This window comes from Mycobacterium sp. NGS11 (assembly GCF_059813315.1).
In genome coordinates, this window is record NZ_JCALEJ010000020.1 from 16835 (window position 1) to 41738 (window position 24904).

At 68.9% G+C, this 24904-nt stretch carries 9 protein-coding genes; all 9 read right to left on the bottom strand.

Annotation, left to right across the window (positions count from 1 at the left end; translation table 11 throughout):
* Positions 1–143: 143 nt before the first annotated feature.
* Positions 144–428 carry a WXG100 family type VII secretion target gene (locus AC5Y4T_RS19465; protein WP_044544466.1) on the bottom strand — a complete coding sequence of 95 codons (285 nt, stop codon included), beginning with the start codon at positions 426–428 and terminating at the stop codon, positions 144–146.
* Between the two features lie 10 nt (positions 429–438).
* Entirely contained in the window at positions 439–735 is a 297-nt protein-coding gene (locus AC5Y4T_RS19470; RefSeq protein WP_023870400.1) for a WXG100 family type VII secretion target, read from the bottom strand.
* A 93-nt stretch (positions 736–828) separates the two neighbouring features.
* Positions 829–2034, bottom strand: a complete 1206-nt coding sequence (locus AC5Y4T_RS19475; protein ID WP_023870401.1) for a PPE family protein — start codon at positions 2032–2034, stop codon at positions 829–831.
* A 13-nt stretch (positions 2035–2047) separates the two neighbouring features.
* Complete coding sequence (locus AC5Y4T_RS19480; RefSeq protein WP_023870402.1) at positions 2048–2347, bottom strand: PE family protein; 300 nt, start codon at positions 2345–2347, stop codon at positions 2048–2050.
* Between the two features lie 304 nt (positions 2348–2651).
* The gene (gene lpqS, locus AC5Y4T_RS19485) at positions 2652–3218 is read right to left on the bottom strand and encodes a putative copper homeostasis (lipo)protein LpqS (RefSeq protein ID WP_455906775.1); all 567 of its coding nucleotides are present in this window, start codon (positions 3216–3218) and stop codon (positions 2652–2654) included.
* A gap of 239 nt (positions 3219–3457) precedes the next feature.
* Entirely contained in the window at positions 3458–7438 is a 3981-nt protein-coding gene (locus tag AC5Y4T_RS19490) for a Pls/PosA family non-ribosomal peptide synthetase (protein ID WP_023870403.1), read from the bottom strand.
* Positions 7435–8610, bottom strand: coding sequence for a PLP-dependent cysteine synthase family protein (locus tag AC5Y4T_RS19495; RefSeq protein ID WP_031354457.1), 1176 nt, complete (start codon positions 8608–8610; stop codon positions 7435–7437). The genes AC5Y4T_RS19490 and AC5Y4T_RS19495 overlap by 4 nt, the downstream gene beginning before the upstream one ends.
* A gap of 108 nt (positions 8611–8718) precedes the next feature.
* A complete protein-coding gene (lpqS, locus tag AC5Y4T_RS19500; RefSeq protein ID WP_080688339.1) occupies positions 8719–9099 on the bottom strand; it encodes a putative copper homeostasis (lipo)protein LpqS in 381 nt (126 codons plus the stop codon).
* A 528-nt stretch (positions 9100–9627) separates the two neighbouring features.
* Entirely contained in the window at positions 9628–24876 is a 15249-nt protein-coding gene (locus tag AC5Y4T_RS19505) for an amino acid adenylation domain-containing protein (protein ID WP_499954938.1), read from the bottom strand.
* Positions 24877–24904: the final 28 nt, after the last annotated feature.

Consider the following 24904-nt stretch of genomic DNA (forward strand, 5'->3'; position numbering starts at 1 on the left):
GGCTTCATGCACGGTCTGTTCGACTGACCGTCCTCAACTTCCGGGAAACCACTTTTGGCTTGCGTGGCGCGCCATTACACCGAGTCTAGGCACAATGCTCGTGGCGATGGCTGTCGACAACCTGCTGGCCTCGAGTTACCTGTTTAGGCCCAGCTGGTGCCGACGGCGGTGTCGGTGCTGGCCATGTTGTTGCCGGCGGTTTGCACCTTTTGGCCGTGGGCGCCTGCTTGTTCGTAGATGACCTGGAAGTTGCGCCCCAGCGCGGTGATGAACTGCTGGCAGGCCACCGAGCCGGCGCCGCCCCAAAAGTCGCCGGCGGCAAGGACATCGCGGATGATGGCTTGATGCTCGGCCTCCAGCGAGGCGGCCTGGGCGCGGATCAGCGCGCCGTGGGCGTCGACGTCGCCGAACTGGTAATTGATCGTCATGGTGGTTCTCCTAGCTGCTCAAGATCTGCTGCGAGGCTTGCTCTTGGGCCTCGTAATCGTTGGCGTCGCGGATCAGGCCGTCGCGCACCCCGTGCAGCATGGTGACGATGTTGCGAAACGCGGTGTTCATCTGGCCCATGGTGTCGTAGGAGGTAACCTGGGCGGTCCCGCTCCAGCCGGCTCCGGCGATATTTTGGCTGGACGCCCACATCTTGCGGGCTTCGTCCTCGACGGTTTGAGCGTGCACATCGAAACGGCCTGCCATAGCGCGCATTTCGTTCGGATCAGTCATGAAACGTGTGGTCATCGGTATCTCCCTACTCGATTTCATGTTGTGATGGTTGCGATGAGGACCGGCGTAGCCGCCGATCTGAATTACATCGATCGTTCCTCCTTCCTGTTATCCGACGGTCGGCGAGCGCGGCACCACCGTGAGGCGGGGCATGAAGCGGTTGTCCGCAATGCTGGCTGTGCTTTGGTTCTGCCCGGCCATACCGGCCAGCGGCGCGCCGAGCAGGCTGCCTGATCCAGCTGCCGTGGCTGCTGGGGTGACGGCCAGGCTGGTGCTGGGCAGCGCCATGGAGGTAGGGCTAATCGCCGGGGCTGCCGCGGCCCAAGTCTGCGGCACCAACAACGCCCCGATTGAGGCCGCCCGGCCCATACCCGCCGACACGGCCGCTCCACGGAGTCCTGTTGAGCCTGTCGATCCCAGCGCGCCCGAACCGAGCCCGGCGGTCAGCCCCGAAGCGAGTCCGCCCGTCAGGCCCGATCCCGCCGCTGCAGTACTGGCCGCACCGACGGCCGGCATCAGATTCTTCACCTGGTTCGCGTTCGACAGCAGCGAACTCGAGATCCACCCCACCGAACTGGTCATCGACATGCCGGTGCTCAGCGGGCTCAGCGACGAGCTCAACGAGGACAGCGACGACGTGGTCGAGGTGGACGACAGGGGAGAGGAGAGTTGCTGCAGCGCAGTGGGCACCGCGGAGGTCACCTGCGACAGCACCGCCTGGGTGTTCGTGCTGGCCGAGGTGCCGGTGGCCTGGGCGACCGCGGCGCCCTGCCCGGCCAGCCCGGCGGGGTTGGTGGTGGGCTGTGGCGGGGTGAACGGCGACAAGGTCGACGCCGCCGCCGAGGAGCCGGCGTAGCCATACATGGCGGCGGCGTCCTGGGCCCACATCTCGCCGTATTGTGCTTCGGTGGCCGCGATCGCCGGGGTGTTTTGCCCAAGGATGTTCGTGGCGATCAGCGACATCAACAGGGCCCGGTTTGCCGCGATCACCGGGGGCGGCACCGTCATCGCAAACGCCGCCTCATAGGCCGCTGCGGCGGCCCTGGCCTGTGCGGCGGTCTGCTCGGCCTGGGCGGCGGTGGCGGTCATCCATGCCCCAAAGGTTGCAGCCGCGGCCGCCATCGATGCGGACGCCGGCCCCAGCCACGGCCCGCCGGCCAGCCCCGAGATCACCGAGCTGTAGGACGTTGCCGCGGAGTACAAGTCGGCAGCCAGCCCATCCCAGCCCGCCGCAGCGGCCAGCATCGGACCCGAGCCGGGACCGAAATACATTCTGGCCGAGTTGATCTCCGGCGGTAACGCACCGAAGTCCATCGCTGTGTGCTCCTTAGCTGGCTGCGGTCGCGTTGGCGGCCTCAGCCGTCGCATAGGAACCGGCACTGGCCCCCATCGCGCCCACGAACTGGTCATGAACCGCCGAGGCGTGCGCGCTGACCGCCTGATACAGGCTCGCGTGCGCGGCGAACTGCGCCGCTGTCAGCGCCGATATCTCATCGGCAGCGGCGGGAACCAATCCCGTGGTCGGGGCGGCGGCAGCCGCATTTCCGGTGCGCATCGCCGACCCGATACCTGCCAACTCACCGGCCGCCGCCACCAGCAGTTCGGGTTGTGTCGTTACGAAAGACATGGGCTTTCCTTTCCAAGATGTTGTGAAGGCCTATATGAGTCTCATTGGGGGGCTTTAGATTCGGTTGACTAAGCGGAGGGGTGGTGAGAAACGGGTAATCAACAGCCGGGTGTGGCCCACCCCTGGTAATCGGCCCAGCGACTATCTATCCGGCAGCGCGGGTTTGTAGCGCGTGCGAATGCCCGATGAGCAGCCACGTTGGCCCGGTTTTTTGATCGTCGCTTCGGCATATAGCCGCGACGCGGGTTAGCGTGGTGCAGCGGTCACCGGCCGCGGCGTAGCCCAACGGCCTGACGCCGACCGCTCAGCGACGAGAAAGACAGAACCGTGTCAAGAGTTCTTGACCGGTGGGAAAAGCGACCGGCCCACGCGGTGGGTCCCGCTCGGCCGGCGCCACACGTGGCATCCGCCACCCCGCGACGGTGACCACTACCGTGACTGCCCCCAACATTGCGACCGCGCTAGCGGGCGACTGGGGTAATACCGCGTCCGGGAAGGTTTGGGTACACGCATTCGAGGGACCGTTGACCGCGTCTGGCTGGCTAACGCTGCCTAGGTGTTCAGCGCCGGGCAACTTAAGCACCGATCGCGGCTGGTGCAGTGGCAAAGAGTCGGACCGCGCCAGCCCGCACGGGGCCATGATGCCCAGCAGCATCGCCAATGGCACGGCGATCGCCATCATGGCAATGACAGCATGGCTCTGTGACGCTCTGCACCCGTCACTCTTCATCCGATGGCGCGATAGTAGTGCGTCCGGCGGTGAAGCGGACATTACTGACCGCGGGCAGGCGCGTAGCGCGGTGGCGGTAGTTCGGCCAACAAGCAGTACCCTGCCGCTGCTAGGGCGCGCCGCCCATGGTCGAGACATCATGTCCGTTCCCGTCCATACACCGATGTACCCGGTACCCCTACAGGGTACAACGGTATGGGCGCCCGGGGTACCCCGCGCGACCGCAGTAATTGGGGTACCGACGGCCGGTTGATCGCGACCTTATGTCGCAGGTCGATGCCCACCGCACAACACTGGTGAGCCGAGGTTTCCGGTGTCGGGCCGGCCAGGTACGGGTGGATCCGGGCGCGTCGCGGCCCTTTAGCTGTTTGGCACATCCTTCACGCGGCGATCTTCTCGGTTTGGCTGCCAGCCGCACGGCTGGGGCGTGTCTTGTGGCAAATCCACGGGGCGACCGGGTTTCCCTGCCAGCGGGCCGAGGGCGGCACGTGGTCGCCGCGCATGACCAGCGATGAGGGTCCGACGGTGGCGCCGGCCCCCAGCCGGGCCCCCGGCAGCGCCACACTGTGCGGGCCCAGCGTGGCTCCCGATTCCAGGACGACGCTGCCGGTGCGCATGATCCGGTCGTGAAACACATGCGTTTGCACTACAGAGCCGCGGTTGACGGTGGCGCCGACGCCCAACGTCACCAGGTCGGCCTCGGGAAGCCAGTACGTTTCACACCAGACGCCGCGGCCGATCGATGCGCCCAGCGCACGCAACCAAAGGTTCAACACCGGCGTGCCGCTAGCGGCCCGCGCGAACCACGGCGCGGACACCGTCTCGATGAAGACCTCAACCACCTCGTTGCGCCACACGAACGACGACCACAGCGGCCGCTCGGTGACCCGGATGCGGCCGACCAAGAGCCACTTCGCCGCCACCGCGGCGCCGCCGGCGATCGCGCCGGCCGCTAGCAGCACGACACCGCTGCCCAGCGCCGCCCACCCGTAGCCGAATTCACTTGCCAGCCACTGCAATGCGTCTACGACGCCGACACCGATGGCGAAACTCACCATCAAGGGAATCAGCCGGACGGTTTCGACAACGGCCCGCATCAACCGCAGCCGCAGCGACGGATGATAGGTGCGGCCCGCATCCGCCTCGGCCGGCCGGCGGCGCAACCGCACCGGCGGGCTGCCCAGCCACGACGACCTCGTCGTGGCCTTGTCCGGGGCCAACGACAGCACCGCGACCAGTCCGCCGTCGGGCACCAGGCGGCCCGGCTGAGTGATGCTGGAATTGCCGAGGAACGCGCGGTTGCCGATGGTGGCGGTAGCTACGTGGATCCACCCGCCGCCCAGCTCGTAGGACGCCACCATGACGTTGTCGGCCAGAAAGGCGCCGTCGGCGACGACGGTGAACTTCGGCGTCAGCAGCGCCGTGGAGATTTCGGTGCCGCGGCCCACCTGGGCCCCGAGCAGCCGCAACCAGCCGGGCGTGAGCATGCCGGCATACAGCGGGAACAGGTGAGTACGCGCCGTGGTCACCAACCGCCCGGTGGCCCACAGCTGCCACCCAGCCCGGCTGCGCACCGGGTGGTAACCCTCACCCAACCCCAGCGACAGCACCCGAACGCCCAACACGGTCAGCGCCGCGTACACCGTCAGCGCCGCGGCCACGGCCACCGGCGTCCAGGACACCGCCGGCACGATCGCGTCGAGCAGTGTACGGCTCTCGCGCACCCCCCAGGCCAGCACCGCGAGGCCCGTGAAATCGGCCAGCAGCGGCAGCGCGCCGAGAAGCGCCGGCGTGAGCCCGAACACCGCCCCCCACAGCGGCGCGCGGTGCGGGCGGCGCCGCGGCCCCCGGTGACGGGCCCTACCGGACATTACCGCCGGCGAACCCGCCCAGTACTGGCCATTTCCCACCGCGCCGAGGACGCTGGAACCCGGGGCGATCTGGGCGGTGTCGCCCACCGATGCGCCGGGCAGCAAGCCGGTCCGCGCGCCGACAATCGCGTCGTTACCGATCGCAATCCGGCCGATGTGAAACAGGTCGCCATCGACCCAATGCCCGGCCAGATCGACCTCCGGCTCGATCGCGCTGCGGTCGCCCAGCGTGAGCATCCCGCTCACCGGCGGCATGGCGTGCAGGTCCACGCCCGTGCCGATTGTGTTGCCCAGCGCGCGGGCATAGCAGGCCAACCACGGCGTGCCGAGGAGGGTTTCCACCCTGCTGGCCTCCGCGAGGCGTTCGGCGAACCACACCCGCAGGTGCTCGGATCCCCCGCGCCGGTAGGTGCCTGGCCGCAAACGCGATAGCAGCAGTCGCGCCCCGAGGACCGCGATGCCTACCCGCCCTGGCGGGCTGATGAACAGCACAAAGCCAGCGATGATCCACCACCAGTCGACTGTGACCAGCCACGGCAGCGGGCGCAGCGCCGCGGCAACGTTGCTGGCCAGTGCCAACCACGTCACCCACTGCATGCCGGTCAGCGTCGCCAGCGGCAGCGATAGCAACACCTGCGTGACCTGTGTTGACCGCGGCGTCGGGCACACCGCGCGCGGCGCGACGCGCACCGGCGGATCGAGTCCGTCGAGAAAACCGGCCAAAGACGACAGGCGGGGGTGGTCATACAGCTGGGATATCGTCACCTGCGGATAGCGCTGCCGCAACGCAACCACCAACTGAGCCGCCGACAACGATTCACCACCAAGGGCGAAGAAGTCGGCGTCCGGGCCGTCGACGGCAGCGCCCAGCACCTGGCGCCACAGGCCGGCCAGCCAGCCCATCGTCCCGCCCAGATCTGGTGATTCGTCCGCCATGTCGGTAACCGGCCACGGCAGCGCGTCCCGGTCGACCTTGCCCGACGTGCGGGTGGGCAATTGGTTGACCAGCACCAGCCGCGGCACCAGCGCGGCGGGCAGCGTTCGCCGCAGCGCCGTTCGCGCGGCCGTCACATCGAACGCCGGGTCGATGCTCACGATGTAGCCGACCAGCAACTCGACGCCGCCGGCCGTGCGGCGCACCGCGGCCGCCGCAGCGTTGATACCGGGCAGATGTGACAGCGCGGATTCCACCTCGCCCAGCTCGATGCGCCGACCCCCGACCTTGACCTGGTCATCAGCCCGGCCGACGAAAACCAGCCCGTCTAGCTCCAGTCGCACCAGGTCACCACTGCGGTAGGCGCGGTCCCAGCCCAGGCTGGGCAGCGGCGCAAACCGCTCGGCGTCCAGCTTCACATCGAGGTAGCGCCCCAACCCGACACCGGCGATCACCAGCTCACCCACCTCGCCGTACCGCACCGGTTGGCCGTCGCGGTCGACGACCGCCAGATCCCAGCCGGGCAGCGGCGCCCCGATGCGCACGGGCCCTCGACCGGTCAGCCGGGCCGCGCAGGCCACCACCGTGGCCTCGGTGGGGCCGTAGGTGTTCCACACTTCCCGCCCCGCGACCGCCAGCCGCTCGGCCAGCTCGGGCGGACAAGCCTCGCCGCCCACGATCAGCAGCCGGACCGCCGCGAACGCCTCGGGCGGCCACAGCGCGGCCAGCGTCGGCACCGTCGAGACCACCGTGACCGCGCGGGCCACCAGCCAGGGCCCCAAATCCGCGCCGGCGCGTACCAGCGACCGCGGTGCCGGCACCAGGCACGCGCCGTGCCGCCAGGCCAGCCACATCTCTTCGCAGGAGGCGTCGAAGGCCACCGACAACCCCGCCAGCACCCGATCGCCTGGTCCAATCGGGTTGTGCTGCAGGAATATCTGCGCCTCCGCGTCCACGAACGCCGCCGCACTGCGGTGGGTGACGGCAACACCCTTCGGGGTTCCGGTCGACCCGGAGGTAAAGATGATCCAGGCATCGTCGCCGCTGAGCGGCGCGCCGGCCCGCCGGCCCCGCGACGAGCCGGGACCACTGATCAGCCCATGCTCGGTGATCACCGCCACCACGCCCGCCTCGGTGAAAACCAGATCGGCGCGCTCGGCGGGATCCTCGGCATCCACCGGCACATAAGCCCCACCGGCGGCCAATGTGGCCAAGATCGCGACATACAACGCATTGCTGCCCGACGGCATGCGGATTCCGACCCGGTCACCGCGGCCAATCCCGCCGGCCGCCAACCACGCCACTCTGTCTTCGACGTCGGCGATCAGCTCGCGATACGTCAGCACCACGGCGCCATCGTCGAGCGCGGGCGCGTCGGGATACCGGGACGCGGTTTCGTAGAGGATCCCCACCAGCGTGCGCGGCTCGGGGGCAGCCGACACCAGGTTCAGCGCGGGGCTCGACGGGACCGCGACCCGATCCTCGCCCCAGCGCTGCCCCCTGACGGTGCGGGCGGGTCGCTCGAAGCTGCGGAACTGTGTGATGAACGCCTTCATTGCGGTGTTCCGGTGGGGTTGATGATGGTGGTGCAGCGGGTCCAGGACTGTACGACTTGTTGGGTCGGGTCCTCGATGATGGCCGGCTCGTGCGGGGGGAGGTGGTCGAGCAGGCCGTGGGTGCGGCAGTAGTCGTCGTTGTAGATGGTGTCGAAGTAGCGTTGTGGGCCGTCGGGGAAGACCGCGGCGATGGTGGTGTGGGCGGGCATGGTGCGTGCGGCCCAGCCGGCGACCAATCCGACTGCGCCCACGCTCCAGCCGCCGGTGGCGTGGTGGGTGGCGGCCAGGGCGCGCGCGGCCCATACGGCTTCGGCGGGGGCGACCCAGTGCACCTCGGTAAATGTTGGGTAGTCGACGTTGCGGGGGTAGATGCTGGAGCCCAGCCCGCGCATTAGCCGGGTGGCTGCGGGTTGGCCGAAGATGGTGGAGCCGATGGTGTCGACCCCGATTACCTGCAGGTCGGGGTTGGCTTCGCGCAGTACTTTTGCCACCCCGGCCGAGTGGCCGCCGGTGCCCACCGAGCACACCAGCACGTCAACCTGTCCGAGCTGGTCGAGCAGCTCGAGTGCTAGCGGCCGGTAGGCCTCGACGTTGTCGGGGTTGGCGTATTGGTTGGGGGACCACGCCTGGGGGTCAGCGGCCAGCAGCTGGGCGACGCGGTCTTTGCGGGCCTGTTGCCAGCCCCCGACCGGGTGCGGCTGGGTCACCAGATCGACTTGGGCGCCGTAGGCGCGCAGCATGTTTTGCACGATGGGTTCCATGCCGGGGTCGGTGACCACGGTGACCGGGTGGCGATACGCCATGCCGGCCAGCGCCAACCCGAGTCCAAGGGATCCGCTGGTGGATTCCACGATGTGGCCTCCCGGGCGCAGCTCACCGCGGGCCCGGGCGCGTTCGACCATGTGCAGGGCGGGGCGGTCTTTCATGCTGCCGCCGGGATTGGCTCCTTCGAGTTTGGCCCAAAATCCGCGGTCGGCGCTGGTCAGCGGCGCGGAGATGCGCAACACGGGGGTGTTGCCCACCAGAGCGTTGGGCTGCTGGTAGTTGCCCGCTGCGGGTGGGCACTGTCCGGCGCTGTGCCGCCCTTGCACCAGGGTCAAGGGCCGCGTGCTGCGCGGGGCGAGGGTTTTCAGGGATTTCAGGGGCACGACATTGTTGGTGTTGTTGGTCATGGGATCGTCGCTTTCTGCGTGCACGCCGCGACACAGGGCGCGGCCGTTGACATGGGCAGCGGTCACCGGCCGGCGGTGCTCAGAGCACCACGGCCTGACGCTGACCAATCAGCGACGAGAAAGACACAACCGGGTCAACAGATCTTGACCCGTCAGGGCAGTCGCGGGCGCAACCGGCGGGCCACGCCCGGCCAGCATTACCCGCTCCCAGCACAAACCCACAGCGGCGGCCACCGCCACCACGACACCCAGCCCCACCACGGCGGTCGCCGGCGAATTGGGCAACACCGCGGCCGCAAACGCCTCGGGATGTGCACCCGAGGAGTCACTGCTGACAAGGTGCCCATGACCGGCGCTAACGCTGAACTCAGAGCCCAGCGACGTGACCAAGGCGTGCGCCCGGTGAGATGCAGCAGACGCGGAACGCAAATCCGAGTGCCCCCCAGTAACGAGCACCCACAGCGCGACCGCCGCAACGCCGACCGCCATAGCAAGGACTCGCACCCGTCGCGGCGTTAAAACGGCTTGCCTCCGCGTGTCCGCGATCGCCTTGTCAGGCGTCGACAGACAGCGGGGTGCCACGTCTTGAGCTTTGACCCGCCCCGACATGTACCCCATACCCCTAGAGGGTACAGACCAGTGCGGCCATCTGACAAGCGGGGCCATCTATCAACCCGACCCACACCTAACTCATTGCTCCACCACTTGCACACGCAGTCGCCGTGCTGCCCGAACTGTCATCCTCTGGGACCGTCGAGACGTGGCCGCAGCTGGTCGGATAGGTTTCAGCCAAGGCCGGCTAACCGACCCGCACGTTCAACGGCGTCCTCGACATCCTCAAACACCCTGCAGGCCAGTGGTGGCGCACAACGCAGCTATGCGTGTGGGTGTTCTGGAGGGGCCCGCCGGAATGATTTGTCACCAATTGTTGTATCGCGCTGGCGCGGGGCGCGACCTAAAAAAAGGAGTCACGTCAGGCGTCGCCGCAACGTCGGAGCTGCTGACGGGTCCTGGGCGCTATAGCAAACCGAGCAGTTCCAACCCGATGGCGTACTGGACGATGACGCCTGGCGTGACATGCGGAATGTCCGGATTGTTTTGGTCGGGGCCGACTTTCGCGTCTCGGACCGCGGCGCGGAACCGATCGGTCGAGACGACGGAATTCCAGGCCGGGTCCGCGGGCTGCAAGTGAAGCGCATTCGTCGACATCAACACCGCCAGGATGGAATGCTCGCGCACCCGATCCGGCAGTGCGCGCAGCCCGGCCTCGAACCGGTTCAGCCAGTCTCCGAAGTCGTCGGTGCGCTCGATCCGATAGCCGGCCTCGATCAACCAGTCGACGTATTCGTCGAGGCCGATGCCGTCGTCGTGCTGATTCATCACGTGATAGGTCTCAAACCCGCTCTGCGATTCCCGGCCGAGCCGGGCGCCCAGCGTGGCGATCGCCTCGGCGACGAATTCCACGGGCAGCCCGTCGTAGTGCGCCCGCTGCCGATTGCCTTGGGCGTCAAGCTGATAGAACGAGCGCGGGGCGACGCCGGTGGCGACCACGCTGAGCACCATCCGGGTGACCAGGTCCGACAGGTTGAGCTGGCCAGCATACGTGGTGCCGGCCAGGATCATTCCGCTACGGAACACCGCGACCGGCAGTCCGCACAGGTCGTTGGCCTCCCGCAGCAACACCTCCCCGGCCCACTTGCTGTTGCCGTAGCCGTTGGCGCGGCTGCCGTCATTGCGTCGGCTGGGGCTGATGATCCGGATGTCGGCACCCTCGGTGAACGCCGGCAGCGCGATCTGATCGCCGACGTTGGCCGTCGACACGTAGGTGAAGGGCTTGAGTTTGGTGGTGAGGGCCAATCGGATCAGCTCGGCGGTGCCCGCCACGTTGGGTCCGAACAACTCGCTGTAGGGCAGCGCGCCATTGACGACGGCCGCGGGATCAACGATCAGATCGACGGATTCGGCCAGCCGGCGCCAGGTCAGCTCGTCGAGGCCCAGGTTCACCTCGCCCTTGTCGCCCGCGATGACCTCCAGATGGTCGCCGGCCAGCTCGTGGAAATACCGCAGCAGCCGCGGATCCCCGCTGTCGAAGGTCTTCTCCAGCCGGCGGCGCGCCTCCTCGTCGGAGCCGGCGCGCACCAGGCAGATCAGCTTTCCCTCGGCCAGTTCCAGCCGCTCGAGCCACTGCAGCACCAGGTACCGCCCGAGGAACCCTGTTGCCCCGGTGAGCAACACGGTCCGTATCTCGGTACCGGGTCCCGGCAACGACGATGCCCCGGCCAGCGTCGCGGCGTCGATGAACTTGTCCAGCGTCAAGTCACGGGCATGCACCTCGGCGGCCTGCGCGCCGTGCACGGCGACGAAACGCGGGTCGTCGGTGTGTTTGTCCACCTGTTGGCTCAGGGCGGCGACGGTGGGGGCGTTGAACAGGGTGCGCACGTTCAGGTGGGTGTGCAGGGCCTTGTTGAGGGTGGCGACCAGCCGCATCGCGGACAGGGAGTCGCCGCCGAGGTCGAAGAAGGAGTCGTCGATCCCGACACGGTCCAGGCCCAGGACCTCGGCGTAGGTGTCGGCGAGAAGGTGTTCGAGTTCGTTGCCCGGGGCGCGGTAGTCGGCGTCGCGGTAGGCCGGTGCCGGCAGCGCGCGGGTGTTCAGCTTGCCGTTGACCGTCAGCGGCAGCGCCTCGATCACCACCAGGGCGGCGGGAACCATGTAGGGCGGCAACCCTTCTCGCAGACGCGCCCGCGCGGTCGTCACATCCAGTGCCCCCGGGGACGACTCGGTGGCATAGCCCACCAGCCGCTTGTCGCCGGGGCGGTCCTCGCGCACGATCACGACGGACTGATTCACCTCGTCCAAACCGCTTAGCGCCGCCTGGATTTCGCCGAGCTCGATGCGGTACCCGCGGATCTTGACCTGCTCGTCGATGCGGCCCAGGTACTGCAACTGCCCGTCGGGGCGCCAGCGCACCAGATCCCCGGTGCGATACATCCGCTGTCCGGGCCGTCCGAATGGGCAGGCCACGAACCGCGACGCGGTCAAACCCGGCCGGCGCAGATAGCCGGCGCCGAGCCCGCGCCCGGCCACGTACAACTCGCCCACGGTGCCCACCGGCACCGGCTGCAGCCACGGGTCGAGGACGAAGAACGCCGCCCCGGGCACCGGCGCACCGATCGGAGGCGTCCCCATCCCGGCGCTCAGCGGCGGGCTGACCGCCACGCACATCGTGGTCTCGGTCGGCCCGTAGGCATTGGTCATCACCCGGCCGAGCGCCCACCGATCCACCAGTTCGGCCGAACACGCCTCGGCGGCCACCACCAGCGCCGTGGACCCCAGCACCCGGGGTGACAGCGCCGAGACCGCCGAGGGGGTCTGGTGCAAGACGGTGACCCGCTCGTCAATCAGCAAGGCCTGCAGGTCTTCTGGCAACGCGGCCACCGATTCGGGCACGATCACCAACCGCGAGCCGTGCAGCAACGCGCCCAAGATCTCTTCCACCGAGGCGTCGAAGGCATACGAATACCATTGCGACCACGCCTGTCCGGGCCCCGAGGGCAGCCCGACATGCAGCGACCCCAGCAACTGCGTCACGTTGGCATGCGTGGTCGCCACGCCTTTGGGCACCCCGGTCGTGCCCGAGGTGTAGATAATGTGGGCGATATCTTCGCCGCTCGGCGCCGGCAACGCGGTGCACGGTTGGCTCGTCATCGCGGGGTCATTCATATCGAGCGCCCGCACCCCGAGCCCGGCGAACCGATCGACCAGTCCGGTGGTGGTCACCGCGACGACCGGGCGCGCGTCGCCGATCATGAACTCGATACGGGCGTCGGGGACCGCCGGATCCATCGGCAGGTACGCCGCCCCGGACTTGAGCACCCCCAAAATCGCCACGATCGCCTGCGCCGAGCGTTCGAACAACACCGCCACGCACTCGCCGCGGCGGGCGCCGTGGTCGATCAGCAAGTGCGCCAAGCGATTGGCGGCCTCGTCCAGCTCCCGATACGTCATCGAGACGTCGCCGCAACTGAGAGCCACCGCGTCCGGGGTGCGAGCCACCTGCCGGGCGAACAACTCCGGGACCGACACACCGGCGGTGGGCGCGTCCAACGCCGCCCGATTCCCCAGCACATCCAATTGCGCGCGTTCGGCGGCGTCGAGAACGTCCACCGACGACAGGCGCAGGGCCGGGTCGGTCGTCATCGCCGCCAACACGCGTTCCAGCCGATCGACGAGGACCGCAACGGTTTCGGCGTCGAACACATCGGTGCGGAATTCCACCGCGCCGCCGATACCCCCGGGCTCGCCATCCTCGGTGAAGCGTTCGCCGAGCGAAAATGTCAGGTCCATTCGGGCCGTGCGGGTTTCGAGCGGCAGCTGGGTGACCTGCAGGTCGCCCAGGTCCAGGCCCGCGGCGGGGTCGTTACCGTGCTCACGCAGGTTCTGCCAGGTCATCGACACCTGGATCAGCGGGTGGTGGCTCAGGGACCGAATCGGGTTGAGCCGCTCCACCAGCAATTCGAAGGGCACATCCTGGTGCTCAAGGGCCTCCAGGCTGCGGGCGCGAACCTGGGCCAACAGGTCGGTGACCGTGGCGTCTCCGCTGACGTCCACCCGCAGGATCAGGGTGTTGACGAAGAACCCGACCAGCTGATCGAGCGCGGCGTCGCTGCGCCCCGCGATGGCGAATCCGACCGAAATATCGTTGGTCGCGGTGAGTTTGGAGAGCAGCGCCGCGAGGGCGGCCTGGATGACCATGAAGCTGGTCGCGTTGTGCGCACGGGCCACCGCGCGCACCCGCTGCTGCAGCTCCGGCGGCCATTCGACGGCCACGCTCGCACCGCGGTAGTCGGCGACCGGTGGGTAGGGCCGGTCGGTGGGCAGTGGCAGCCGCTCGGGCATGCCCGCCAGCGCCTCTTGCCAGTAGGCCAGTTCGACGCCGATGGGGCTGTCGCTGTCCTCGAGATCGCCGAATTGGGCGCGCTGCCACAGCGTGTAGTCGGCGTATTGCACGGGCAGCGCGGCCCATCCGGGGGCCTGCCCCACCCGCCGGCTGGCGTAGGCCGCTCCCAGGTCGCGCACCAGCGGGGCCACTGACCAGCCGTCGGCCGCGATGTGATGCACGGTGGCGACCAGCACGTGCTCATCCTCGGCGAGGCGGAAAAGCTTGGCGAACAAGGGAATCTGTGCGGCCAGCGCGAAGGGGTGATAGGCGGCGGCGGCGACGGCGTCCTCCAGCCGGGCGGGCGGCCACGCGGAGGCATCGATGACCTCCCAACCGAAGTCGGCGCGCTCGGTCGCCACCACGTTCTGGTATGGCACGCCTTCGGTGTGCGGGAAGACGGTGCGCAGCGCTTCGTGGCGGGCCATCACGTCCGTCAGCGCGGCAGCCAACGCGTCGGCATCGAGGCGCCCGCTCAACCGCAACGCCACCGCCATGTTGTAAACCGGTGAAGCGCCCTGCAATTGGTCGAGGAACCACAACCGGCTCTGGCCGTAGGACAGCGGGATCACGGCGGGCCTTTCGCCGGCCACCAACGGCTCCAGCCCTCCCCCGTCCGTACGGATCCGGGGGGCCAGCTGGGCGATGGCGGGTGTGTCGAAGAGGGCGCGCACGCCCAGGCGGGTGTTCAGCGTCTTGTTGATGGCGGCGATCAGGCGCATCGCGGTCAGCGAATCCCCGCCCAGGTCGAAGAAGGAGTCGTCGACGCCCACGCGGTCCAGGCCGAGAACTTCGGCGTAAGTGTCGGCCAGGATTTCCTCGATGGCATTGCCCGGGGCGCGGTATGCGGCGTCGCGGTATTCCGGTGCGGGCAGGGCGCGGGTGTCCAGCTTGCCGGTGACGGTCAGCGGCAACGCGTCGATCGCCACGATCGCGGCGGGCACCAGGTAGGCGGGCAACCGCGCGGCCAGCTCGGCGCGCGCGACGGCCGGGTCCGCGGTCCCGGTGATGTAGCCGACGACGTGTAAGGCGGCGGGGAGGTCCTCGCGGACGATCACCGCGGCGGTCTCCACCCCGTCCAAACCGGCCAGCGCGGTGCGGATTTCGCTGAGCTCGATGCGATAGCCGCGGATCTTGACCTGCTCGTCGGCGCGCCCCACGTAGTGCAGCTGCCCGTCGGCACCCCACCGCACCAGGTCACCGGTGCGGTACATGCGGGCGCCGGGTACGGGCGCGAACGGGCATGCCACGAATCGCGACGCCGTCAACGCCGCCCGGCGCAGGTATCCGACGCCGACGCCGCGTCCGGCCACATACAACTCGCCGACCACCCCGGGCGGCACCGGGCGCAACCACTTGTCGAGGACGAACAGCGCGGCGCCCGCCACCGGCGCGCCAATGGGCACCGCCGGGGCCCCCGCCTCGAGCGGGCCGCTGATCGTCACGTCCACGGTGGTTTCGGTGGGGCCGTAGGCGTTCGTCATCACCCGCCCGGGCGCCCACCGGTCCACCAACTCGGTCGGGCAGGCCTCGCCGCCCACGATCAACGCCGCCGCATCCAGGCCGTCCAGCGACAGGGCGGCCAGGGCGGACGGAGTTTGGCTCACCACGTCGACCCGCTCGTCGACCAGCAGGGCGCGCAGCTCGTCCGGTGATCCCGCCAGCGCTTCGGGCACCACCACCAGTCGCCCACCGTGCAGCAACGCGCCCCAGATCTCGCGGACCGACGCGTCGAACGCGTAGGAATGCCACTGCGTCGACACCTTCGCCGGTCCCGGTGCGGTCATCCCCGCGTCCAGTCCCTGCATCAACTGGGTGACGTTGTGGTGCGTGACCGCAACGCCTTTGGGGACGCCGGTGGTTCCGGAGGTGTAGATGATGTGGGCGATGTCGTCGGCCCTGGGCGCCGCCGGCGCGAAGCCGGGCTGGGCGTCGACCGGCACGTCGACATCGATGACGAGCAGGTCGTAGCCGTCGAGCCGGCCGGCAAACTCGGCGGTGGTGAGCGCGGCGATCGGGCCGGTGTCGCCGAGGAGGAACCCGATCCGGGCATCGGGCACCGCGGGATCGATGGGCAGGTATGCCGCCCCGGTCTTCAAGACGGCCAGGATGGCCACGATCGCGTCGGTGGAGCGCGGCAGCAGCAGCGCCACCGACTGGCCCGGCCCCGCACCCTGGCCGGCCAGGTGGTGCGCCAACCGATTGGCGGCCTGCTCCAATTCGCGGTAGGTCATCGAGTGGCCCGCACAGCTGATCGCCACCGCGTCAGGCGTTCGAATCACCTGCGCCGCAAACAGTTCCGGTATGGACACGCCGACGACGGGCTGGGACAACACCGCGCGATTACCCATCGCGTCCAGCCGCGCGTATTCGGTCTCGTCGAGCACATCGATGGACGACAAGCGGCGGGTGGGATCCGCCGTCATGGCCGCCACCACCCGCTCCAGCCGGGCGATCAGTGCCTCAACGGTTTTCGCGTCGAACACATCGGTGCGGAATTCCACCGCCCCGGAAATCCCCGCGGGTTCACCGGCCTGGTTCCACCGTTCGGCCAGCGAGAGCGTCAGGTCCATGCGCGCGGTGTGAGTGTCCAGCGGCATTGGGGTGATGTGCAGATCGCCCAAGGCCAGTCCGGCCGCCGGGTCGTCGTGCTGCCCGGGCAGGTTCTGCCATGCCAATGACACCTGGACCAGCGGGGCCTGCGCCATCGAGCGGGCCGGATTGAGCCGGTCCACCAACACATCGAAGGGCACATCCTGGTGCTCGTAGGCGGCGAGGCTGCGGGAGCGAACCTGAGCCAGCACCTCGGCGACGGTGGGATCACCGGCCAGCTCGACCCGCAACACCAACCTGTTGACGAAGAATCCCACCAGGTCGTCCAGCGCGGGATCGGGCCGCCCGGCGACCGGGAACCCCACGGCCACATCGTCGGTCGCGCACAGCTTGCCCAGCAGCACCGCGAGGGCGGCCTGCATCACCATGAAGTTCGTCGCGTCGTGTTCACGGGCCAGCGCGCGCACCCGCTGCTGCACGTCGGCGGACCACTCCACGGCCGCATTGGCGCCCCGGTAGTCGGCGACTGGGGGATACGGCCGATCGGTGGGCAGCTCCAGACGTTCGGGCATCCCGGCCAAAGCTTTTTCCCAGTAGGCCAACTGGTCGGCGATCGGGCCGTCGGTGTCGTCGAAATCACCGAACCGGACGCGTTGCCATAACGTGTAATCGGCGTACTGCACCGTCAGCGGGGTCCAGTCGGGGGCCTGTCCGCCACAGCGGGCGGCGTAGGCCAGCCCCAGGTCACGCACCAGCGGGGTGATCGACGATCCGTCGGCGGCGATGTGGTGCACGGCGGCCGCCAGTACGTGCTCCTCGTCGGCGGCGAGCTGGAAAAGCTTTGCGTGTAGCGGGGTCTCGGTCGCCAGGTCGAACGCGTGGCGCGCCACGGCGTCGATGGCGCCGGCCAGCCTGGCCTGGCTCCATCCGGTGGCATCGACCACCTCCCAGCCGAGCTCCGCCCGCTCCGGTCCGACCACCTCCTGGTATGGCACGCCCTCGATGTGGGGGAAGATCGTGCGCAACGATTCGTGGCGGTCCACGACGTCGCGCAGCGCGGCGCCCAACGCCCCGGCATCGAGTCGCCCGCGTAACCGCAGCCCCACCGTCATGTTGTAAACCGGTGAGGGCCCGTGCAATTGGCCGAGGAACCACAACCGGCTCTGGGCGTAGGACAGTGGAACCAGGGCGGGCCGCTCGCCGGCGACCAAGGGCTCGTCCTGTCCCGTGGTTTCACGGAGCTGGGGTGCGAGCTGGGCGACCGTGGGGGTGTTGAAGAGGGTGCGCACGGTCAGGTCGGTGTGCAAGGTTTTGTTGAGGGTGGCGATGAGCCGCATCGCGGACAGGGAGTCGCCACCCAGGTCGAAGAACGAGTCGTCGACGCCGACGCGGTCGAGTCCCAGGACTTGCGCGTAGACACCGGCGAGGATTTCCTCGACGGCGTTGGACGGGGCGCGGTATGCGGTGTCGCGATATTCCGGCATCGGTAGCGCCCGGGTGTCCAGTTTGCCGTTGACCGTCAACGGCAGTGCCTCGACGACCACGATCGCAGCCGGCACCATATAGGCGGGCAGCCGCTCACCCAGCTCGGTCCGCGCTGCGGCGGGATCCAGCGCGCCGCTCCCCGATTCGGTGACATAGCCGACCAGGCGCTTGTCGCCGGGGCGATCTTCGCGGACGATCACCACGGCCTGATCCACCGCGTCCAAACCGGCCAGCGCGGTGCGGATTTCGCCGAGCTCGATGCGGTAGCCGCGGATCTTGACCTGCTCATCGGCGCGGCCCAGGTAGCGCAGCTGGCCGTCGGCGCCCCAGGACACCAGGTCCCCGGTGCGATACATCCGCTGTCCGGGCTGGCCGAACGGGCATGCCACGAACCGCGACGCCGTCAGCCCCGCCCGGTGCACATACCCCACCCCCACGCCACGGCCGGCCACATACAACTCACCGACCACGCCGACCGGCACCGGGCGCAGCCACGCGTCGAGCACGAACAACGCCGCTCCCGGGACCGGCACGCCGATCGGTACCATCCCGGCGCCGGGCGCCAACGGCACGCTCACCGTCACACACAACGTGGTTTCCGTCGGGCCATACGCATTGGTCATGATCCGGCCGGGCGCCCAGCAGTCCACCATCTCGACCGCGCACGGCTCGGCGGCGACCACCAGGGCCGCGGACTCCAGGCCCTGCGGCGACAACGCCGCGAGCGCGGACGGAGTCTGATGCAGTACGGTGACGCGTTCGCGAACCAGCAAGTCCTGAAAGTGTTCTGGGACGGCGGCCACCGTTTCGGGCACCACCAGCAGGCGGCTGCCGTGCAGCAGCGCGCCCCAGATCTCTTCGACCGAGGCGTCGAACGCGTAGGAATACCACTGCGACCACACCTGCCCCGGTCCCGACGGCAACCCCAAGTGCAGTGACTCCAGCAGCTGGGTCACGTTGTGGTGCGTGGTCGCCACGCCCTTGGGCACACCGGTGGTCCCGGAGGTGTAGACGATGTGGGCGATGTCGGCGCCGCTCGGCAGCGGCAGCCCCGCATCGGGCCGTGCGGTGATGCGGGGATCGGCGACGTCGATCACGGTCAGTGCGTGGCCGTCGAATCGCGATGTCAGTTCCGCGGTCGTCACCGCCGCGACGGGCGCGGCGTCGCCGAGCACGAATTCGATGCGCTCGTCGGGCACGGCGGGGTCGATCGGCAGATACGCCGCCCGCGATTTGAGCACCGCCAAGATCGCGACGATCGCCTCCGCCGATCGGCCGAACATCAGCGCCACAGACCGCCCGGGGGCCGCGCCGTGGCCGATCAACAGGTGCGCCAGTCGATTAGACGCCAGATTGAGCTCGCGGTAGGTCCAGGAGTTTGGGCCGCAGCTCAGTGCCACGGCGTCCGGTGTGCGAATCACCTGCGCGGCGAACAGTTCCGGAATGGAACCCCCGTCCGCCGCGCGGGCGAGCACCGCCCGATTGCCGAACTCGTCGAGACGCTCGTGCTCGTCCAGCGCGAGCATGTCCACCGATGACAGCCGCCGTGACGGATCGTCGATCATCGCCAGCAGGACTCGCTCGATCCGATCGACAAGCGCCGCAACGGTTCCCGCGTCGAAAAGATCGGAGTCGTATTCGATGCCCAGCGCCAGCTCGCGGCCCGGCGTGGCTTGCAGGGTCAGGGGGTAATGGGTGGATTCGTGACTGCTGAAGTCGGTGATGGCCAGCTCACCGAGCTCCATCGAGGCCGCCGCGTCCAGCGGATAGTTCTCGAAGACGAACAAGGTGTCGAACAGCTGGTCGTGACCGGTGATGCGGTGAATTTCGGTCAGCGCCACGTGTTCGTGATCTAGGGTCTGCTGAAAGTCGTTGTGCAGCTTGCCCAGCAGGTCGGCGACGGTGGTCTGCGGGGTCACGTTCGCGCGCACCGGCACCGTGTTGATCAGCAGGCCCACCATCGATTCGATGCCGGCCACGTTGGCCGTGCGTCCCGAGACCGCGGCGCCGAAGACCACGTCGCGCTGCCCGGTCAGCGACATCAACAACTGCGCCCAGCCGGCCCGCAGCACGGTGTTCATGGTCGTGCGGTGGGTCCGAGCCAGTTGATGCAGCGCCTGAGTGGTCTGCTCGGAGAGCCTGCGCGATCGGAGGCCTTGCCGCCCCAGCCTTTGCCGGTGCGGGGGCCCGACCAGCGTGGGAGTGTCGAAGCCGGACAGCACTTCTCGCCACGCCGCGTGCGCGGAATCGAGGTCTCGGCCGGCCTGCCAGGCCACAAATTTTCGGTACGGCACCGGCGCGGGGAGGCGCTGTTCGTGATAGGCGGCGAAGATTTCCTGCAGCAGGATCGGCAGGGACGAGCCGTCGAGGACCACGTGGTGGGCGGTGAGCACAAACCGGTGCCGGTCGTGGGCGGTGCGAACCAGCGCCGCCCGGAAGGCGGGCGGGTCGGCCAGCTCGCAGACCGCGGCGCGTTCGGCGGCGGCCAACCGTTGGACGCGGTCGTCAAGCTCGGGCTGATCGGTGCTGAGGTCGACGTAATGCCAAGGGACCGTGGGGTTACCGGGGATGATCTGCACGGGCGGGTCGATCTCGGTGCAGAAGCGGGCGGCGAGGTTGGGGTGGCGGCGCACGGTTGTGTGGACCGCCTGGCGCAGCCGCTGCGGGTCGAGGGGGCCGGCGATGCCGATGTCGAGTTGGAGGGCGTAGAGGACGACGCCGCCGGCCTGCGCGGCCGCGGCGTGAAAGTACAGCCCCTGCTGCAGCGGGGTCAGCGGCAAGACGTCGGCGATGCGGCCGTGCCGCTCGAAGGCATCGATCTGTTGCTGGGTGAGACGCGCGGGGGCAACGTCCGATGGGGTGAGGCCGCCGCCACCGCGGCGCACGTGCGCGCAGATTCCCCGCAGTGCCTCAAACCACAACTCGTTCAGGCGCGTTGCGTCCGCGTGATCCAGTACCGACGTCGCCCAGGTCCAGTTGGCGTGCAGCCGTGGGCCGTCCTCGCCGTCCAGGACGCCGGCGTCGAGCGCCACGGTGTGGGACAGCGGCATGGGCACCGCGGACGCGACGGCGGTGGCCGACAAGCTCTCTAGGCTTGGCCGCCACACATCGTCGGAGAGCTCGGCCGTGCCGGCCAGTCGTCCCAGGTAGTTGAACACCACCGTGGGATCGCAATCACCCAGGCCCGCATCGGGATTGAGGTAGCGCAACAGCCCGTAGGTGAGGCCGTCGGGCAGGGCGCGCAGCTGTTCCTTAGCCCCCTTGAGCGCCGCTCCCAGAGCGGCGTCACCGGCCGCGACCTGCGCCCAGTCCAGGCCGCCAAGATGCAATGCAACCGGATAGGTGGCGGTGAACCAGCCCACCGTGCGCGACAGGTCCACAGTGGCGCTCAGCTCGTGTCGCCCATGGCCTTCCACGTCGATGCCGATCGGTGCCCCGCCGTTGCCGGATAGCTGCGTGACCGCCATGCCGAACGCGATCAGCAAGATGTCGTGCGCGCCGGCGCGAAACGCAGCGGGCACCTCGCCCAGCAGCATGCGGGTGGTCTCGACGTCCAGCTGGGCCGACAGGTGGCCGGCGTCGGCGTGGGTATCGGTAACGTGAGCCGCCGGCAGCACTGGAGGCGTGGCCGATACCCGCCGCCATGCGTCGGCCTGGGCCACCACCTCGGGGTGGCGCGCGTGCTCGTTCAGCAGCGCCGACCACCGGGCAAACGATGTGCCGCCCGGCGGCAAGACGACCGGCTGACCGCTGCGGTGCTGGGCCCAGGCGATATTCAAGTCTTCCAACAGGATTCGCCACGAGACCCCGTCGACAGCCAGGTGGTGAATCATCAATACCAGCTGACCGGTGCTGGACACCCAGAGCGCGCTGATCATGGCCCCGGCGCCGGGGTTTATCCGCGAGCGCGCGTCGATGAGCGCCGCATCGGACAAAACGTCCACCGCACGCACGCATCCGGCGGCGTCGACCGAGCCCGAGTCGGGCACCGACGGCGACCATCCGTCGGCGCCGTCGTCGTCGACGCGAAGCCGTAACATGGCGTGCCGGTCCAGCAGCGCCTGCAGGACCGCCACCGCGTCGGCCTCGCCCGCCCCGGCGGGGGCTTGCACGAGCATGGTCTGGTTGAACTGGTCGACCGGGCCGTCGAGGTCGCGCAGCCACCGCATGATCGGGGTCGCGGTCACCGGCCCGGTGCCGTCATCGAGAGCGTCGTCGTCGCCGACAGTCACCGTGGCCACCCTGGCCAACCGGGCCACGGTCTGCTCGACGAAAACGTCACGCGGACGGCACATCACGCCGGCGGTCCGCGCGCGGGCCACCACCTGCAGCGACATGATGCTGTCGCCGCCCAGGTCGAAGAACGAGTCGTCCGCACCGACCCGCTCCACACCCAGGACTTGGGCGTAGATGCCGGCCAGGATCTCCTCGACCGCGTCGGCGGGGGCCCGGTAGGCGCCGGCCGTGTATTTCGGCGCGGGCAGGGCCCGGGTGTCCAGTTTGCCGTTGGCGGTTAGGGGCAGCGCGTCGATCACGACGACCGCGGCGGGCACCAGGTAGGCTGGGAGCCCCTCGGCGAGTTTTCCACGGATCGCCACGGGGTCGGCCGTGCCGGTGATGTATCCGACCAGGCGCGTGTCGCCCCCATCGCCCTCCCGGGCGATCACGACCGCCTGCCTGACCCCGGCCACGGCCGCCAGGGCGGTCTGGACCTCGCCGGGTTCGATGCGATAGCCGCGGATCTTGACCTGCGCGTCGGTACGCCCGAGGTAGCGCAATTGCCCGTCCGGATCCCAGCACACGCGGTCGCCGGTGCGATACATCCGCGAGCCGGGGCCGCCAAAGGGGTTGGCGACGAAGCGTTCTGCGCTCAAGGCTGGTTGGCCCACGTATCCGCGCGCTAGCGCGGGCCCGCTCAGATAGAGCTCGCCGACCACCCCGATGGGTGCGGGGTTCAGTTGCGCGTCGAGCACCAGGGTGCGCACTCCGGGGATGGCGGCGCCGATGCGGACCGGTTGGCCCACGGCCAGCGGCGTGCTGCACGTGGCCCAGATGGTGGCCTCGGTGGGGCCGTAGGCGTTGACCATCCGCCGGTCCGTGGCCCAGGCGGCCGCCAGCTCGGCGGGGCAGGCCTCGCCGGCGGTGATCAGCGTGTCGAGCCCATCCAGTCGGGCCGGATCCAACGACGAGAGCACCGTCGGCGTCAACACGGCCGCAGTCACCCGGTGGGCCCGCAGCAACGCGGTCAACGCGTCACCGGCATAGACGTCGCGTGGCGCAATCACCTGTGTTGCCCGCGCGCCGACCGCCCAGAGCATCTCGAACACCGACGCGTCGAAGATCGGCGAGGCCACCATCAGCACCCGCGCGCGCGCACCCAAACCGAACGTCGCGCGCTGCGCCGCGGCCACACCCAACAGGCCGGCGTGAGCAACGGCCACGCCCTTGGGGGTGCCGGTGGACCCCGACGTGAAGATCACATAAGCCGCGTTGTCCACGTCCAGCGGCGCCAGCCGATCCGCGTCGGTGATGCGATCCGCGCTTCGCCCGGTCAGGTCGAGGCCGTCCACGCGGAGCACCGGCCGCACCCCGGCGCCGGCCACATCGTCGCTGCCGCACGTCAATACGCACATGGCCGCCACCGCATCGAGCACCGTGGCGACGCGCTCGACCGGCTGGGCTTGATCCACCGGCACATACACGCCACCGGCCTTGGCCACGGCCCACCAGGCGACCACCAATTCCGCGCAGCGGTCGATCGCCACACCCACCGCGCGCTCGGGGCCCACACCGAGATCGATCAGCACCCGCGCCAACCGCGTCGAGGACTCGTCGAGCTCCCGGTACGACAACTCACGGTCACCATCGACGACCGCCACCGCATCCGGATCGCCTGCCGCCGCAGCGGTCAACAGCTCCGGCGCCGCACCCACCGGGGCACCCACACCGGCACCGGACCACCTCGACAGCACCAGATCGCGCTCACCGCGGTCCAGCAGCGGCACCTCCCCCAGCACCACCGACGCTTCCGCCATCAGCAGACGGTCGAACAGTGATTCCAAACGTGTGATGTGCCTGTCGATCTCGTCGGCGGTGTATCGTTCTGGGTTCCATGCGAACTGAATGCGGGGCGTGCCGCCACCGAGCGGGGGATAGATGTTGATCGCAGTGTCTTGGATCGGCAGGGTGGTCAACACGTTGCACATGGGTAGCGACGGACCGAACGGCATCGGCTCGGCGAAGTTGAAGACGTTGACCACCTGCCCGAATTCGACATTCGTGTCATGACGGCTCGCGTCGGCGACAAGGTCGGGCCAGCCCCGGAACTGTTGATGGCGCAGCGCACCGATGACGGCCGTGCCGACCCGATCGGTCAGTTCGCCGACGGTGTCGCCGTCATCGACACCGATGACCAGCGGCACCATGTTGGACACCATGCCCGCACTTTTCTTCAGCGCCGCAGTGGTGCGTGCCGAAACCGGCAGCGACAGCGAAATGTCCTGACGACCAGTGGTTTTCGCGATGAATGCGGCCGTTGCCGCCACGACCCTCGCGACGTCGAACTGGTCTTGCCCGTTTCCCAGGAGTCGGTGCGTGCACACCAACTCGCGCACCATCGGATGGCGTGGCGCCACGGGCCGCTGCGTTCCCGCCAGGTCGGTGACTTCCAGCGGCCCCCGCACGACGGTCTTCCAGTACTCGGCATCGGCACCACTGCGCGAAGACTGCTGATACTTCCGGTCGGCGTTTAGGAGCAGTGCGAATGCGGAAAAGTCGACTTCGCCGGTGTGGGGCCGGCCTCCCGAGTAGACGGCCGCGACGTGACGAATGATGTTGTTGGCGCCATAGCCGTCGACGAGAACGTGGTGCGTACGCAGATAGAAGTACGACACATCGTCGGCGATCCGCAGCAGCGCGAAGTTGATGAGCCGGTCGGCAAGCAGGTCGACCGGCCGGCAGTAGTCGTCTTCCATCCAGCTGTGCGCGGCGGCGGCCGGGTCAGCCTCGGCGCGCAGGTCGACGCAGCACAGCGTCAGCGGAAAAGCACGGTCGACGATGAAGACCGGCTCGCCGTCATCGACGGACAGCCGCGCGCAGGGCGTGCCGAACCGCGCGACCGCCGATTCGCAAGCTGCCATGAGCTTGTCGGCGTCGACGTCGTGGTCGATCGCCAGGTAACCCGCGAAGTTGTAAGGGACCTCGGGCCGGAGTTGCTGCGCAGCCCAGATAGCCCGCTGGGCGGCGGTCAACGGCCCCAGCATGTCTGGTTGCGTCCCGTAATTGAGCATCAGACGACGGACTTTCTCATCGGGCGAG